Genomic DNA, 13,964 nt, shown 5'->3' on the forward strand with positions numbered 1-13,964 from the left:
TGCGCTTCGTGTGCACTGATCCACAAGGCTAGGAACTAGGTACTATTCAAGTCCAACACTTCTTAAGAATCATTTGATACAAGAAAGGTATCGGATGTTTTCTCTCAATCAGCTGACGCAATTCGTGGCCGTCGCCGAGGAAATGCACTTCGGGCGGGCCGCGAATCGGCTGCGCATGACTCAGCCACCGCTGAGCCGGCAGATCCAGCTCCTCGAGAAGGACCTCGATGTCCTGCTCTTCGACCGCTCGAGCCGGGCGGTCAAACTCACTCCTGCGGGCAAGGCGTTCCTGGCCGATGCTCGCAGACTGCTGCAACAGTCCGAGCGTGTCGCGCTGTCCGTGCGCAAGACGTCCCAGGGCCGGACGGGCATTCTCCGGGTCGGATTCACGGGCGGCAGCGTCTACTCGGGCCTCGAGACCGTGCTGACATCCGCCCAGGCGACCATCGAGGACGTCGAGGTCGAACTACGGGAGTTGGTGACCATGGATCAGCTCGAGGCGCTGTCGGAGGGCTCGCTGGACCTGGGCCTGGTCCGTCCACCGTTAACGCGGCCCGACCTGGCCTCACACCCGCTGCTGCGCGAACCGCTCGTCGTCGCCATTCCCATCGAGCACGAGTTGGCCGGCCTGACCAGGCCCGTCGACGTCACCGACCTGCACGGGGTCGACGTAGTGATGTACACGCCCATCGAGTCGCGGTACTTCTTCGAACTGCTGTCTTCGGTGTTCCACGAGGCCTCGGTTGCCCCCGTCGTCGTCCAGTACATGCACCAGTTCCACAGCATGCTCGCCCTGGTCAATCTCGGCTGGGGTCTCGCCCTCGTGCCGGAATCGGCGAGCAAGATGCACTTCGACGGTGTCACGTACCGACCGTTGACCACCCCGCGTCCCGCCCAGGTCGAGTTGGACCTGGTGTGGCGGATCGACAACGAGAATCCGGCCCTGGCGCGCCTGCTCGCGAAGTTGGTTGCCGAGACGCCCGTGGACCCGGCTCCGCAAGCCACCGCGTCCGATACCTAACTTGGATGACTTGATGCGATTTCGGGCTTGGACGCGCATACGTCGGCGTCTGTACATTCGGTTCATTCGCGGATGTGACTCACGACACGGTCGATTCGCCGGCACCATTCTTCACGCCCCTCCGAAGGAGCCCTCAGTCATGACACTCAGTCGATCGGTTGAAGAGTCGACCATCGCCTCGACCTTGAAGATCGGCAAGGTCCGATACACGATCCTGGCGATGATCTTCGCGGTGACCGTGATCAACTACGCGGACCGCGCGACCATCTCGATCGCCGGCGACTCGATCCAGGACGAATTCGGTATCAGCTCGGTCACCCTCGGGTACATCTTCTCCGCCTTCGGGTGGGCGTACCTGATCGGGCAGATTCCGGGCGGCTGGCTTCTCGACCGGTACGGCGCGAAGAAGGTGTACGGCTGGGCGATCGTGACCTGGTCGACCTTCACCGTCCTGCAAGGATTCCTCGGGAGCTTCAGCATGGGCACCGCGGTGGGTCTGCTGGTCGCCCTCCGCTTCCTTGTCGGGCTCACCGAATCCCCTGCCTTCCCCGGCAATTCCAAGATCGTCTCCGCCTGGTTCCCGGCCAAGGAGCGCGGGACCGCCGCCTCGATCTTCAACTCCGCGCAGTACTTCTCGACCGTCGTCTTCGCCCCGATCATGGGGTGGCTCGTCACCGCCATGGGCTGGGAGCACGTCTTCACCGTCATCGGTGGCATCGGCATCGCCCTCGGATTGATCTGGACGAAGGTCATTTACAGCCCCCGCAGGCACCCGCGCCTGAAGAAGCCCGAATTCGAGTACATCGAAGCCGGTGGCGCGCTGGTCGACATGGACCAGCCCGGCCAGAAACAGCAGGCCGGATCCGATCAGCTTCGCTACATGAAACTCCTGCTGACCAACCGGATGACACTCGGCGTGTTCGTCGGCCAGTTCTTCATCACCACCATCACCTGGTTCTTCCTCACCTGGTTCCCGGTCTACCTCGTCCAGGAACGAGGCATGAGCATCCTCGAGGCGGGCTTCATCGCCGTCCTCCCCGCGATCTGCGGTTTCGCCGGCGGCATCAGCGGTGGCCTGATCTCGGATGCGCTGCTGCGCCTGGGCTGGTCCCTGACCAGGGCTCGCAAGACCCCGATCATCACCGGTTTGCTGCTCGCCACCGCGATCATCGGCTGCAACTTCGTCGACGCCTCCTGGCTCGTCGTCGTCCTGATGTGCGTGTCCTTCTTCGGCAAGGGCCTCGGCGCGCTCGGCTGGGCCGTCATGGCCGACATCTCGCCGAAGGAAATCTCCGGCCTCGGCGGCGGCGTCTTCAACACCTTCGGATCGGTCGCCAGCATCACCACACCGATCGTCATCGGCTACATCGTCGACAGCTACGGCTCCTTCGAACTCGCCCTCGTCTACGTGGGTGTGTGCGCACTGCTGACCGTCGTCTCGTACATCTTCGTCGTCGGCCCGATCAAGCGCCTCGACCTCGCCGAGATGCAGGCCCGCGCCGACCGCAAGCGCGCCCTGCGTCAGCACTGAACCCGTTGCACCCCGTCGCGCGACGCGACGATGATGGGACGGTGATCATCGAACGCAGCTCGGTCGTCGGCGCGCCGATCGGGCAGGTGTGGGCGAGGGTCGTCGCCCCGGAGGGGATCAACGACGAGATGCGTCCGTGGATGACGATGAGCATCCCGCGCCGTCAGGAGTCGATCACCATCGACTCGGTCGCGGTCGGTGAACCGCTCGGGCGGGCGTGGCTGCGACTGTTCGGGCTGGTCCCGTTCGACTACGACGATCTGACCATTGCGGAGCTGGAACCGGGCCTGCGGTTCCACGAGAAGTCGACGATGCTCAGCATGCGACGGTGGGAGCACGAACGCACGCTCCGGCCGTTCGACGACGGCAGCACCGGCGTCCACGACCGGATCACATTCGAGCCGAGGCTTCCGCTGGTGCCGCTGACGCCGGTGCTCGCCCGCGTCCTGGGCGCGTTCTTCGGGCACCGGCACCGGCGTCTGGCGCGGCATTTCGGCTGACGGCGTCAGTGCGCTGTGTAACCACCGTCGACGACGAGTTCGGTGCCGGTGGTGAAGCCGGACTCGTCCGAGGCGAGGTAGAGCACCCCGTACGCGATCTCGTCGGGTTCACCCTGCCGCGGAAGGGGGTTGCCCGACACGAGTTGGCGGTAGTACTCCTCCGGCCCGAGCGCACTGCCCTCCGCCGACCTCCGGCTCATCGCCGTTCGCATCGACCCGGGGTGGATCGAGTTGACGCGAATCCCGTCCGGCCCGTACGTGACGGCGTCGGATTTGCTCAGCAGCCGCACCGCGCCCTTCGACGCGTGATACAGCGGGACATTGGAACCTCCGGTCAGCCCGTGGATCGACGAGAAGTTCACGATGCTGCCCTTCTTCCTCCCGATCATGTGGGGCACCACGTGTTTGGTCATCAACCAGACACCCTTGACGTTGACGTCGAAGATCTGGTCGAACTCGGCGACCGACGCCTCGTGTGACGGTGCGGGCCTGCCGATGATGCCGGCGCAGTTGACGAGAACGTCGGGGACGCCGACGGTCTCGACGATCGCGGCGACGGTGTGGGCGACGCTGGTCTCTTCGGTGACGTCGACGGCGAACGGCGTGATCGCCTTCGAATCCCACGGCTTGTCCGGAAGTTTCAGGTCGAGCGCGGCGACCCGCGCGCCCTCCCTGGCGAGCATCCGGGCGGTCGCACCGCCCAGATCGCCATTCGCCCCCGTGACGACGGCGACCTTCCCTGCCACCCGACCTGTCATGACCTGCCTCCTGCTGCTGCGACGGCCCACGGACCGATCATCGGAATCCATTCGGTGATGTCGTACGACGCGACGTGCCCGTGTTTCGTGAACGGGTCGCCCTCGACGATGTCGACGACGTCCTGCCGGTCCGCGGCCGCGTAGACCATGGCGGCGCCGGGATCTTCTCCTGCCGCGAACGGCCCGGATCCGAGGATCAGTCCGCGGTCCGCGGCGGCCTGCAGGTGATTCTTGTGTGCGGGTCGGTGCGTGTCCCGGCCGGCGGTGTCGCCGGTGTAGGCGTAGCGGACGAGGTAGAACGGCACGTCAGACCTCTTCCAGGACGGTCGGTGTGGCGGATTCGCTGCGCAGCGACGCGAGGACCTCGGCGTCCCGGCCGATGGTGTATCCGAAGACGAGGGCGGGCCCGATGTTGGCGCCGTAGCCCGGGTATCCGCCGCCGAAGATGCTGACCGCCGCGGAACCGGCCGCGAAGAGACCCGGGATCGGCTGGTTGTCGTCGTCGAGGACCTGACTGTGCCGGTCGACGGCGAGGCCGGAGTAGGCGCCGAGGTCGCCCATCTCGATCTTCGCCGCGTAGTACGGTCCCTTGTCGAGCGGCTCGAGGTTCGGGTTTGGCTGGTGCTCCATGTCGCCCTTGAAGTGGTGGAACCAGTTGGATCCGCGATTGAATTTCGGGTCCTCCCCCTCGGCGGCGCCCGCGTTGAACTCGGACAGGGTCTTCTTCAGCCCGGCGGCGTCGACACCGATCTTGCGGGCGAGTTTCTCGACCGTGTCGGCCTTGTGGAGGAATCCGGTCTTCTTGAAATAGCCTTGCGGGATGGGCCACGGCTTCGCGTAGCCGATTCCGTACTTGTTCATGGCTTTCGAGTCGGCGATGATGTAGCCGAAAGTCTCGTCCTGGCCGGCGTTCTCCTGAATCATCGCCATGCCGAAGTCGTGGTACGAGCTCGACTCGTTGGCGAAGCGTTCGCCCTTGCGGTTCACGGCGATCAGTCCCGGGAGCCCGAACGCCCGCAGGTGCGGGAAGATCCGCTGCTGTCCGCGCAGCCCGGTGAACACCGTGACCGGGGCCCAGGCGGCCGGCTCGTGGACGTCGGTGTCGACGTGCCCGCCGAGCGGCGCGGCCAGCCGTACATTGTCGCCGTCGTGCCCGACCGTCGGCGTGAAGTGGTTGTCGCCGTGCGGATCATGACCCCAGTACTCGGCGCGAAGGGCCGCGTCCGAGGAGTAGCCGCCCGCCGCGATGACGACGCCGAGCCGCGCCTCCACCGTTCCCGCGTGCACGCCCCCGAGCACGGCACCGCTGACGACCCCGTTCTCCGATTGCAGGATCTTCGTGACGGGTGTCTCGGTCCACATCCGAATGCCGAGCTTCGCGGCGGACGACACCATCCGCACCATCAGTGAATTGCCGTTGGTCCGGTCGAACGACCGGCGGCAGAGCACCGTCTCGACCCACGTCTTGAGGAGCTTCTTCGACACGTAGGCAAACGATTTCAACGACTGGTTGGCGTGCAGGAACTGCGCGATGTCGGGTCCGACCTCGGGCATGTAACCGAAGACGGTGTACGTGTCGAGGTAGGGGCGCAACCGGAGCCGATTTTCGCCGAGGGTGCGCGCGTCTACGACCTTGCCGGAGATCGCGCGCCCCGACGGCTTCGCGCCCGGGGCGTCCATCTGGTAGTCCGGGGCCATTTCCGGATAGACGAATTCGACGTCGGTGTCGCGTTCGAGCCAGTCGATCGCCTCGGGGACCTCGTCGAGGAAGGTGTCGACCATCTCGGCCTTGTAGCAGTCCTTGGCGAGTGCCCGGATGTAGGTTTCGATCTCGTGACGGGTATCGCCCTGCGCGACGCCCTGCTTGTTGCCCGGCACCCACGCCCAGCCGCCCGAGATGGCGGTGGTGCCGCCGAGCCACTGCGACTTCTCGGCGACGATGACGCTGTGGCCTTCGCTCGCGGCCTTGAGCGCGGCGGCCATGCCCGCGGCCCCGGACCCGATGACCAACAGGTCGCATTTGACGGATTTCGAGCTCATGTGTGGACCTTCCCTGGAGAGTCGGCACTCGATCGTGGTGCGCGAAGACGATGCTGTGCAGCATGTTTCGAGGCGCAGTGCGCGATCGGTGACGGTGTGTTCGTGTCACCCACTCTGGTCGAGCCGAGACTCGGGTCACAGCCCGACTCCAATGGATGGAAAGGTTTCTGTCAGTGCCGCGATCCGCGCGTCATCGCCCGGGTGATGCCGCGCGACGCCGTCGTCAGCGCCGCCACCACCGACTGCGGGTTCGCCTGATCGTGCGGGATGACGACGGACAGGGCGGCGATCACCCGGCCACCGTCGCTGTCCCGCACGGGCACAGCGACTCCCGTCGCGCCCGGGGTGATGAGACCGGCAGCGACCGCGAAGTGCTGGTGCCGCACCTCGGCGAGGAGACGCCGCATCTGGTCGGGATCGGTGACGGTGGCGTCGGTGTACCGTTCGAGCGGCTGCGACAGCAGTTCGTCCTGCACGTCGCGGGAGGCGTTCGCCATCAGGACCAGACCGGACGAGCAGGCGTGCACCGGCAGCCGTCCGGCGATCTTGGTGACGTTGACGACGGACCCGCGGGTGGAGAGCCGTTCGACGAACAGCACCTCGTTGCCGTCGAGGACGCCCAGCTGGGTGTGTTGTTTGATCGCGGCGTTCACGTCTTCCATGAACGGCATCGCGGCCTCGCGCAGGCTGAGCGTGTGCGAACCGCGGGACCCTAGCTCCCACATCCGGACCCCGATGCTGATCCGGGTGTCGTTGCGCTCGAGGAGGCGGAACTTCACGAGTTCGCCGACGATGCGGTGCGCCGTCGCGACGGGGAGGTCGGACCGGCGCGCGATGTCGGACACCGACAGGGACGGTGTGTCCGCGTCGAAGGAAGACAAGACCCTCACCACGCGGGCAGTGACCGATTCTCCTGTCGGTGTCCGTGACATCGCCATATTGTCCTCCGGCTACTCCCGCGAGGTCGACGGTAGCCCGAGTTCGGCCAGCGGCACCCGGTACGTCTCGCGGGCGGTGAAGGCTGCGACCGACGAGATCAGCATGCACAGCGCCGTGAACACCGCGACCGGGACCCACGCGTTCACCCCGGTGCCCAGCAGCGCCCAGCCGATCGCCGGGGCGAAACCGGCGATGAGGAAACCGATCTGCGTGCCGACGGCGAAACCGGAATAGCGCACGGGCGCAGCGAACATCTCGGTAAAGAAGCTCGGCCACAGGCCGTTCACCATCGAGTAGAACAGCGTCATCGTGAGCAGCGCGGCGAGGAAGATCAGCGGAACGGAGCCGACCGAGATGGCCCAGAAGTATCCGAAGATCGTCACGGCGCATCCGAGGGTGCCGGTGATCCACACGGGGCGGCGTCCGACGCGGTCCGACAGCTTGGCGAGCAGCGGTATCGCGACGATGGAACCCGCGATCGACGCCGACGACGCCCACAGCATCGTGCTGCGGTCGATGCCGACGTCGGGTCCGGTGGCGTAGGCGAGCCCGAAGACGGTGAACACCGTCTGCCCGACCGCGAACAGCGAGCACAGGGCAATCCGCAGGACGTCCCGCCACTGGGTGGTCACGACGGTGACGACGGGCAGTTTCTGCACTTCCGCGTGCTCGCGCGACTCTTCGAACACCGGGGTCTCGTCGAGCTTGGTGCGCACGAAGTAGGCGACGACGAGCATCACGGCGCTGCACCAGAACGGGATTCGCCAGCCCCAGCTGTCGAGTTGATCCTTCGGCAGCGCGGCCACCGGGATGAACACGAGGGTCGCGAGCACCATCCCGGCCGCGTAGCCGGTCATCGTGAAACTGGTGAAGAACGCCCGCCGCCCCTCGGGTGAGTGCTCGAGCGTGAGCGTGCTGGCGCCTGCCGCCTCACCGCCCGCGGAGAACCCCTGCGCGAGGCGGCACAGGACGAGCAGGATCGGGGCGGCGATGCCGATCTGCTCGTAGGTGGGCAGGAATCCGATCGCGAGACTCGACAGGCCCATGATGAGCAGCGTCAGCAGCAGAATCTTCTTGCGCCCCAGCTTGTCACCGAAGTGGCCCAGCACGATTCCGCCGACCGGGCGGGCCACGTAGCCGACGCCGAACGTCGCGAGCGCGGCGACCGTGCCGATCGCGTCGTTGCCGGCCGGGAAGAACGTGTGCCCGAAGACGAGGGCGGCGGCGGACCCGTAGATGAAGAAGTCGTAGTACTCGAGCGCACTCCCGAGGAACGACGCGAGCGCCGCCTTCTTCGGCGTCTTCGTGACGGCGGGTGTCTCGCACGTCGGGCTGTCGTGCGTCACGGCGGATACGTTCATCGACTCTCCTGCGATCGGGCCTGGCGTGGTGTGACTCAACGTGCCAACCACGACCCCGCGTCCGCAACGTCACATCCATCCATTGGAAAGCCGGCGCTACGCCGGGGACAACTCCCAGCCGGTACTCATGTCGCGGGCGAGGTCCGGCACTCGCCGCAGCACCCGCTGGCTTTCGACGAAGTCGCGGAACGGGATTGCGAGCAGAGCCCGCAATTCGCCCGGACGCCCCTCGGCGAGCCGCTGGTAGGACGACGCGATGTCGCTGACGATGTACTGCCAGCGCGGTTCACGGTCGGCCCAGTTGAAACCGGGCAAGGGTGTCCGCAGACGGTAGTCCGAGCCGTTGACGTCGCCCGTCACCGACATCGGCGCGACCTGCCCCGGTGCCCGCGCGCCCGGGACCGAGGGCTGCGCCGCGAGCGTGGTGGCGTAGGTGAGCGCCCGGCCGACACCGTCGCGCGCCGCCGCCGTGACGTCCCACTGGTCGGCGATGATCTGGTTCTGCTCACGCGACGCCATCCGGAACAGGGCGTCCGCGTATCCCGCCGGGGTGCCGGAGAAGATGCCGTTCCAGGCGATCTCGGCGTTCACGTCGAGCAGTCCCGCGGCGGCCATCTCCTCGACGGCGCCCCTGCCGTCGTTCAGGTACGCCTCGTGCATGGGCACCATGTCGAAGTAGATGTGTTTCTGCATCATCAGCAGGCGTTTCTGGTACCAGTCCAGGTCGCCCGCCGTCATCGCCGGACCGACGGTGGCGAGAGTTCTCGGGTCCGGGGGCAGGAGCGTCGTAGCCTCGCCGGGCAGTCCGCGGACCGTGGACGCGACAGCGTTGCCGAGCGTGTGGACGGCGTCGACTCCGAGCACGGTCCGGCCGAGGTCGAGGTCCCAGAAGCCGGCGGCGAACGAGCCGCCCGCCAGCCCGGCCATTCCGGACCAGTAGAGCTCGGCGCTTTGGAGTTGATACCGGCCGTAGTTCTCGTAGACCCGGTCGACCACCTCCGCGTTGGCGATCAACCCGGCGTTCGGATCCCATCCGGCCAGGTCGATGCCGGACGCCTCGGATCCTCGCGCCAGCCAATATTGCTGCAGCAGAGCGGAATACCTTGTCGGCGCGACGCCGTCGGAGCGGGCGGCGGACAGCGCGGCACCGAGTGCGGCGGAGTCGGTGGGTAGCCGGGGGTCGAGCCCGCCGATCGACTCCGCCGCCGCGTTCGCGGGCGTGATGTCGAGGAGGCCCGCGTAGCCGGCGGCGTGCGCGACATTCGGCGCCGGACCGGTCAACGCGAGGACCCCGAGCAACGCGACGAGCACCCCGCGGATCGTCGTGTTGCGGACCCGAGGTGATTGGCAGTGCACAGCACCGGGCATGTCAGGTATTTAACAACATATATGTGATGGCGTCCGGGTTTTCCCTGGATTCCCCCACGTGAGTGCTAAAGAGTGCCCCGGCACACGACGCCACTCACGTGGGGCCGAGTTCACCCAGGACGGCCGAGAGAATGGTGTGCGCGCTGGCGATGACCGTCTCGATCGGCTGACGGTTCTCCGACAGCACCCACTGCTGGGCGATCATCAGGACCGCTCCGACCAGGCCGGTCGCGAGGGTGCGGAGGTGAGGGTCGGGGAACGCGGTGCGGTCGACGGCCGGACCGATGACGACGAGCACGGCGTCCACGAACGACCGAGTGACGCGGCGATAGGCGTTGTCAACCTCCGGACCGACGCCGAGGACCTCCTGGAATGCGATCCGCGGGATCCGCGGGTCGTCCGCGACGGACCGGAAGAACGCGGTCAGGGCCCCGCGCACCCTGGCGTCCAGATCGGCGCCCCCGTCCGCCGCGCCGCGCAGGACGCTGTCCCGGAGACGGTCGGTCACGCTCGCGTACGCCGCCAGCAGCAGGGCCTCGCTGTCGTCGAACGACTCGTAGAAGTAGCGCTTGGTGAGCCCGGCGGTCGCGCAGATCTTCTCGACCGTGGCGGACCGGTATCCGCTGGTCCCGAACACTTCGACGGCGGCGTCGACGAGGCGTGCGCGGCGCTCCTCCTGACGCTGGCGCGGGCCCGCACCGCGGTAGGTGCGGCCCGTCCCGTCGAGCCTGGGCGAACTCACTCCCCAATATTGACACCGCACAGTTCCAGATACAAACTGACACTGAACGGTGCCAGATCACACGCCAGGAGATCGCATGCCCACGCTCAGGAATAAAGTCGCACTCGTCACCGGCGCCGCGCGTGGCATCGGAGCCGAAACGTCCCGCGCCCTGGCCCGCAAGGGCGTCAAACTGATCCTGATCGACCTGGACGCCGAACCGCTGAAAGCCCTCGCCGCTGAACTCGGTGACGACGTCGCGCTCGGCGTCGCCGCCGACGTCTGCGAACTACCCGCCATGCAGAAGGCCGTCGACGCCGGAGTCGCGAAGTTCGGCGGCATCGACCTCGTCCTCGCGAACGCCGGCATCGCCAGCTACGGCTCGGTCATGCACGTCGATCCAGCCACATTCAAGCGGGTCATCGACATCAACGTCCTCGGCGTCTTCCACACCGTCCGGGCCGCACTGCCCTCCGTGATCGAGCGAAAGGGCTACATCCTGGTCGTCTCGTCGCTCGCCGCATTCGCGCCCGCACCCGGTCTGGCCGCCTACAACGCGAGCAAAGCCGGCATCGAGCATTTCGCCAACACCCTGCGCCTCGAGGTCGCGCACCGCGGCGTCACCGTGGGCTCCGCTCACATGTCGTGGATCGACACCCCGCTCGTTCAGGACGCGAAAGCCGACCTCACCGCGTTCAACCAACTTCTCGCCGTCCTGCCGGGACCGCTCGGCAAGACGACGTCGGTGGACTCGTGCGTCGACGCGTTCGTGGACGGCCTTACCGGGCGCAAGCGCCGGGTCTACGTGCCGCGGTGGGTGGGACTCGTCGGTTGGCTGAAGGCAGTGGTGACGTCGTCTATCGGGGATCGCAGCCTGCTGCCCCACGTCCCCCGCATTCTTCCGCTGATGGACGAAGAGGTCGCGAAACTCGGCCGCTCCACCAGCGCACGTAATGTCGCTCTCGACGACGTCGCCGTAGACCCGAAGTAGCCCCCGTCCCACCCAGCGAGAGAGTGTTCATGTCACACACCGATACCGCCGCCGACACCACCGACGCGAAGGCTCCCGTCGAACATCTCGACGTGCTGATCATCGGGGCCGGACTGTCCGGGATCGGTGCCGCGTACCACCTGCAGGACCGCTTCCCCGGCCGGACCTACGCAATCCTGGAGAGCCGCGAGTCGATCGGCGGAACGTGGGACCTGTTCCGCTACCCCGGCATTCGGTCCGACTCCGACATGTACACGCTGGGCTACCGCTTCCGGCCGTGGGAGAACGACAAGTCGATCGCCGACGGTCCCTCGATCCTCGAGTACGTCAAGGACACGGCGGCCGAGCACGGGATCGACCGAAACATCAGGTTTCGGCACAGGGTCGTTCGCGCCGAGTGGTCGACCGCGGACGCCTGTTGGACGATCGACGCCGAGCGCACCGACACCGGTGAGACGGTCCGGTTCACCGCCGATTTCCTGATGTCCTGCAGCGGGTACTACCGCTACGACGAGGGCTACACCCCCGAGTTCCCGGGCATCGACCGGTTCGCCGGGCAGGTCGTGCACCCGCAGACGTGGCCCGAGGCCCTCGACTACGCCGGTAAGCGGGTGGTCATCATCGGAAGCGGGGCCACCGCGGTGACGCTGGCACCGTCGATGGCCGCCGAGGCCGCGCACGTGACCATGCTGCAGCGCTCGCCCACGTACATCATCTCGATGCCGGCCAAGGATAAGCTGGCCAACAAGTTGCGGCGCCACCTGCCCACGCGGCTCGCCTACGCGCTGACACGACTCAAGAACGCGTCGGTGGCGACGGCGATCTACCAACTGTGCCAGCGGTACCCGGAATTCATGAAGGGCCGCATCCGGCAACTGCAGGAGAAGTGGCTGCCGAAGGGCTACGACATCGACAAGCACTTCACGCCCCGCTACAACCCGTGGGATCAGCGACTGTGCCTCGTGCCCAACGGGGATCTGTTCCGCTCCATCCGCAACGACGAGGTATCGATCGTGACCGATCACATCGACACCTTCACCGAAACCGGAATCACGCTGAAGTCCGGCGACGAGCTGCGCGCCGACGTCGTCGTCACCGCAACAGGTTTGAACCTGCTCGCGTTCGGCGGGATGACACTCGCCGTCGACGGCCGCGACATCGACCTCACCGAGACCATGGCATATAAGGGGATGATGCTCAGCGGGGTACCCAACTTCGCGTTCGTCATCGGCTACACCAACGCGTCCTGGACACTGAAGGCCGACCTGGTGTGCGAATACGTCTGCCGGTTGCTCGCGCACATGGACGCGAACGGATTCACCCAGTGCTCCCCGGAGCGGGACAGCGCGGTCGACGAGGAGCCGTTCCTCGACTTCGCCGCCGGCTACGTGCTGCGGTCGGTGGAGTCGTTCCCGAAGCAAGGCTCGAAGGCGCCGTGGCGGCTGCGGATGAACTACTTCCGCGACCTGGTCACACTGCGGCACGGCAAGATCGTCGACGACGCTATGCGCTTCGCGCCCGTGAGTACTTGTTAACCGCCGGCGGTTAACAAGTACTCACGGGCCCGGAGGGCAGTCACCGCTGCACCTCGTCGAGGTCGGACGTGCCGCCGTCACTTTCGCGTAAAGCCCTGCCCTGCTGCACGTACTGCTCATACTTCTCGGCGTTCTTGTCGGAGACCCGGGTGTCGCGAGGCGGGAGTTGCAGTTCGTCCTCGGCCGGCATGCCGGCCTGCAATTCGCGTCCGCGTTCGAGTTCGGCATCCAGTTCGGCACCGAACAGCAACGCCAGGTTGGTGATCCAGAGCCAGAGCAGGAACACGATCACACCGGCCAGGGACCCGTACGTCTTGTTGTAGCTGCCGAAGTTGGCGACGTACAGACCGAACACGACCGACGCCAGGATCCACGTCACGATGGCGAGAAACGCGCCGGCACTGATCCAGCGGAACTTCGGTTGCTTCACGTTGGGCGTGACGTAGTAGAGGATGGCCACCGCCACCACGACGACGCCGAGGACGAACGGCCAGCGGGCGATGTTCCAGACCGTCAGCGCGGTGTCGCCGAATCCGAACGCGTCACCCACCGAGCGTGCGACGGGACCACTCAGGGCGAGCATCGCCGCGGCGGTCGCCACCAGGACCAGACCGGCCACGGTGACGGCCAGCATCAACGGCCGCAGCTTCCAGACGGGACGCCCCTCCTCGACTTCGTACATGCGGTTCATGGCACGTCCGAACGCCCCGATGTAGCCGGACGCCGACCACACCGCTCCCAGCAGACCGAGAACCAGTGCCATTCCCGCGGTCGGAGTCTCGACCAGTTGCGCGATGGGGTCGCGCAACGTGTCCACCGCCGAGGACGGCCCGAGATCGTCGACCATCTGCAGCACGGCATCAGTGGTGCGCTGCCCCTGCCCGAACACCCCCAGCAGTGACACCAGCGCCAGCAGCGCGGGGAACAGCGAGAGGACCGCGTAGTACGTCAGGGCAGCCGCCAGGTCAGTGCACTGATCGCGCGTGAACTCGTGCGCCGTCTTCCTGACGACGTACCACCAGGACGGTTTCGTCAGGTCCGCAGGCGAATCCGGCTTGCGCGGATCGTCTGGTTCCGGTTCGGCGTGCTGATCGTCATTCATCGGTCACGCCTACCCGAAAGCCCACTCGGGGAAACTGCGCACGTCCGGCCTCGTCTTCCGACATTCGGAATCGGAGTTGGAAACGGGTGACCTGTCC

Annotated in this window: 13 protein-coding genes; 5 read left to right on the top strand and 8 right to left on the bottom strand. The window is 66.5% G+C overall.

What is annotated here, in order from left to right; genetic code table 11:
* Nucleotides 1-94 precede the first annotated feature (94 nt).
* The 3 genes from MLGJGCBP_RS08065 (at nucleotide 95) to MLGJGCBP_RS08075 (ending at nucleotide 3,052) form a co-directional block, all read left to right on the top strand.
* Complete coding sequence (locus tag MLGJGCBP_RS08065) at nucleotides 95-1,021, top strand: LysR family transcriptional regulator (protein WP_160094706.1); 927 nt, start codon at nucleotides 95-97, stop codon at nucleotides 1,019-1,021.
* A gap of 139 nt (nucleotides 1,022-1,160) precedes the next feature.
* A complete protein-coding gene (locus MLGJGCBP_RS08070) occupies nucleotides 1,161-2,552 on the top strand; it encodes an MFS transporter (protein ID WP_160094707.1) in 1,392 nt (463 codons plus the stop codon).
* Nucleotides 2,553-2,593: 41 nt separating this feature from the next.
* A complete protein-coding gene (locus MLGJGCBP_RS08075) occupies nucleotides 2,594-3,052 on the top strand; it encodes a hypothetical protein (RefSeq protein ID WP_160094708.1) in 459 nt (152 codons plus the stop codon).
* A gap of 5 nt (nucleotides 3,053-3,057) precedes the next feature.
* On the opposite strand, the gene MLGJGCBP_RS08080 is transcribed toward MLGJGCBP_RS08075, so the two are convergent.
* The 7 genes from MLGJGCBP_RS08080 to MLGJGCBP_RS08110 all read right to left on the bottom strand — a co-directional run bounded on the left by MLGJGCBP_RS08080 (nucleotide 3,058) and on the right by MLGJGCBP_RS08110 (nucleotide 10,260).
* The gene (locus tag MLGJGCBP_RS08080) at nucleotides 3,058-3,810 is read right to left on the bottom strand and encodes an SDR family NAD(P)-dependent oxidoreductase (protein ID WP_160094709.1); all 753 of its coding nucleotides are present in this window, start codon (nucleotides 3,808-3,810) and stop codon (nucleotides 3,058-3,060) included.
* The gene (locus MLGJGCBP_RS08085) at nucleotides 3,807-4,115 is read right to left on the bottom strand and encodes a YciI family protein (RefSeq protein WP_160094710.1); all 309 of its coding nucleotides are present in this window, start codon (nucleotides 4,113-4,115) and stop codon (nucleotides 3,807-3,809) included. Before MLGJGCBP_RS08085 ends, MLGJGCBP_RS08080 begins: the two co-directional genes overlap by 4 nt.
* Nucleotide 4,116: 1 nt before the next feature.
* Nucleotides 4,117-5,850, bottom strand: a complete 1,734-nt coding sequence (locus tag MLGJGCBP_RS08090) for an FAD-dependent oxidoreductase (protein ID WP_160094711.1) — start codon at nucleotides 5,848-5,850, stop codon at nucleotides 4,117-4,119.
* A 170-nt stretch (nucleotides 5,851-6,020) separates the two neighbouring features.
* Complete coding sequence (locus tag MLGJGCBP_RS08095; protein WP_072936918.1) at nucleotides 6,021-6,782, bottom strand: IclR family transcriptional regulator; 762 nt, start codon at nucleotides 6,780-6,782, stop codon at nucleotides 6,021-6,023.
* 18 nt (nucleotides 6,783-6,800) lie between these two features.
* Nucleotides 6,801-8,150 (bottom strand): MFS transporter, encoded by a 1,350-nt coding sequence (locus tag MLGJGCBP_RS08100; RefSeq protein ID WP_160094712.1) that lies wholly within the window; start codon nucleotides 8,148-8,150, stop codon nucleotides 6,801-6,803.
* A 96-nt stretch (nucleotides 8,151-8,246) separates the two neighbouring features.
* A complete protein-coding gene (locus MLGJGCBP_RS08105) occupies nucleotides 8,247-9,518 on the bottom strand; it encodes a hypothetical protein (RefSeq protein WP_160094713.1) in 1,272 nt (423 codons plus the stop codon).
* A gap of 94 nt (nucleotides 9,519-9,612) precedes the next feature.
* Nucleotides 9,613-10,260 (bottom strand): TetR/AcrR family transcriptional regulator, encoded by a 648-nt coding sequence (locus tag MLGJGCBP_RS08110; RefSeq protein WP_160094714.1) that lies wholly within the window; start codon nucleotides 10,258-10,260, stop codon nucleotides 9,613-9,615.
* A gap of 76 nt (nucleotides 10,261-10,336) precedes the next feature.
* On the opposite strand from MLGJGCBP_RS08110, the gene MLGJGCBP_RS08115 reads away from it, so the two are divergent.
* Nucleotides 10,337-11,230: an SDR family oxidoreductase gene (locus MLGJGCBP_RS08115; protein ID WP_160094715.1), complete on the top strand. Its 894-nt coding sequence runs from the start codon at nucleotides 10,337-10,339 to the stop codon at nucleotides 11,228-11,230.
* Nucleotides 11,231-11,259: 29 nt separating this feature from the next.
* Nucleotides 11,260-12,765, top strand: coding sequence for a flavin-containing monooxygenase (locus MLGJGCBP_RS08120; RefSeq protein WP_160094716.1), 1,506 nt, complete (start codon nucleotides 11,260-11,262; stop codon nucleotides 12,763-12,765).
* Nucleotides 12,766-12,805: 40 nt separating this feature from the next.
* Here MLGJGCBP_RS08120 and MLGJGCBP_RS08125 read toward each other — a convergent pair whose 3' ends face one another.
* Nucleotides 12,806-13,867, bottom strand: coding sequence for a YihY/virulence factor BrkB family protein (locus tag MLGJGCBP_RS08125; RefSeq protein WP_160094717.1), 1,062 nt, complete (start codon nucleotides 13,865-13,867; stop codon nucleotides 12,806-12,808).
* Nucleotides 13,868-13,964: the final 97 nt, after the last annotated feature.

Source organism: Rhodococcus sp. T7, from assembly GCF_009872365.1.
Classification (GTDB): Bacteria; Actinomycetota; Actinomycetes; order Mycobacteriales; family Mycobacteriaceae; genus Rhodococcus_F.

Excerpts from the sequence above, each read along its gene's own strand:
- MLGJGCBP_RS08065 (WP_160094706.1), top strand. The coding sequence starts at position 95 with ATGTTTTCTCTCAATCAGCTGACGCAATTCGTGGCCGTCGCCGAGGAA.
- MLGJGCBP_RS08070 (WP_160094707.1), top strand. The coding sequence starts at position 1,161 with ATGACACTCAGTCGATCGGTTGAAGAGTCGACCATCGCCTCGACCTTG.
- MLGJGCBP_RS08080 (WP_160094709.1), bottom strand. The coding sequence starts at position 3,810 with ATGACAGGTCGGGTGGCAGGGAAGGTCGCCGTCGTCACGGGGGCGAAT.
- MLGJGCBP_RS08090 (WP_160094711.1), bottom strand. The coding sequence starts at position 5,850 with ATGAGCTCGAAATCCGTCAAATGCGACCTGTTGGTCATCGGGTCCGGG.
- MLGJGCBP_RS08095 (WP_072936918.1), bottom strand. The coding sequence starts at position 6,782 with ATGTCACGGACACCGACAGGAGAATCGGTCACTGCCCGCGTGGTGAGG.
- MLGJGCBP_RS08100 (WP_160094712.1), bottom strand. The coding sequence starts at position 8,150 with ATGAACGTATCCGCCGTGACGCACGACAGCCCGACGTGCGAGACACCC.
- MLGJGCBP_RS08105 (WP_160094713.1), bottom strand. The coding sequence starts at position 9,518 with ATGCCCGGTGCTGTGCACTGCCAATCACCTCGGGTCCGCAACACGACG.
- MLGJGCBP_RS08115 (WP_160094715.1), top strand. The coding sequence starts at position 10,337 with ATGCCCACGCTCAGGAATAAAGTCGCACTCGTCACCGGCGCCGCGCGT.
- MLGJGCBP_RS08120 (WP_160094716.1), top strand. The coding sequence starts at position 11,260 with ATGTCACACACCGATACCGCCGCCGACACCACCGACGCGAAGGCTCCC.
- MLGJGCBP_RS08125 (WP_160094717.1), bottom strand. The coding sequence starts at position 13,867 with ATGAATGACGATCAGCACGCCGAACCGGAACCAGACGATCCGCGCAAG.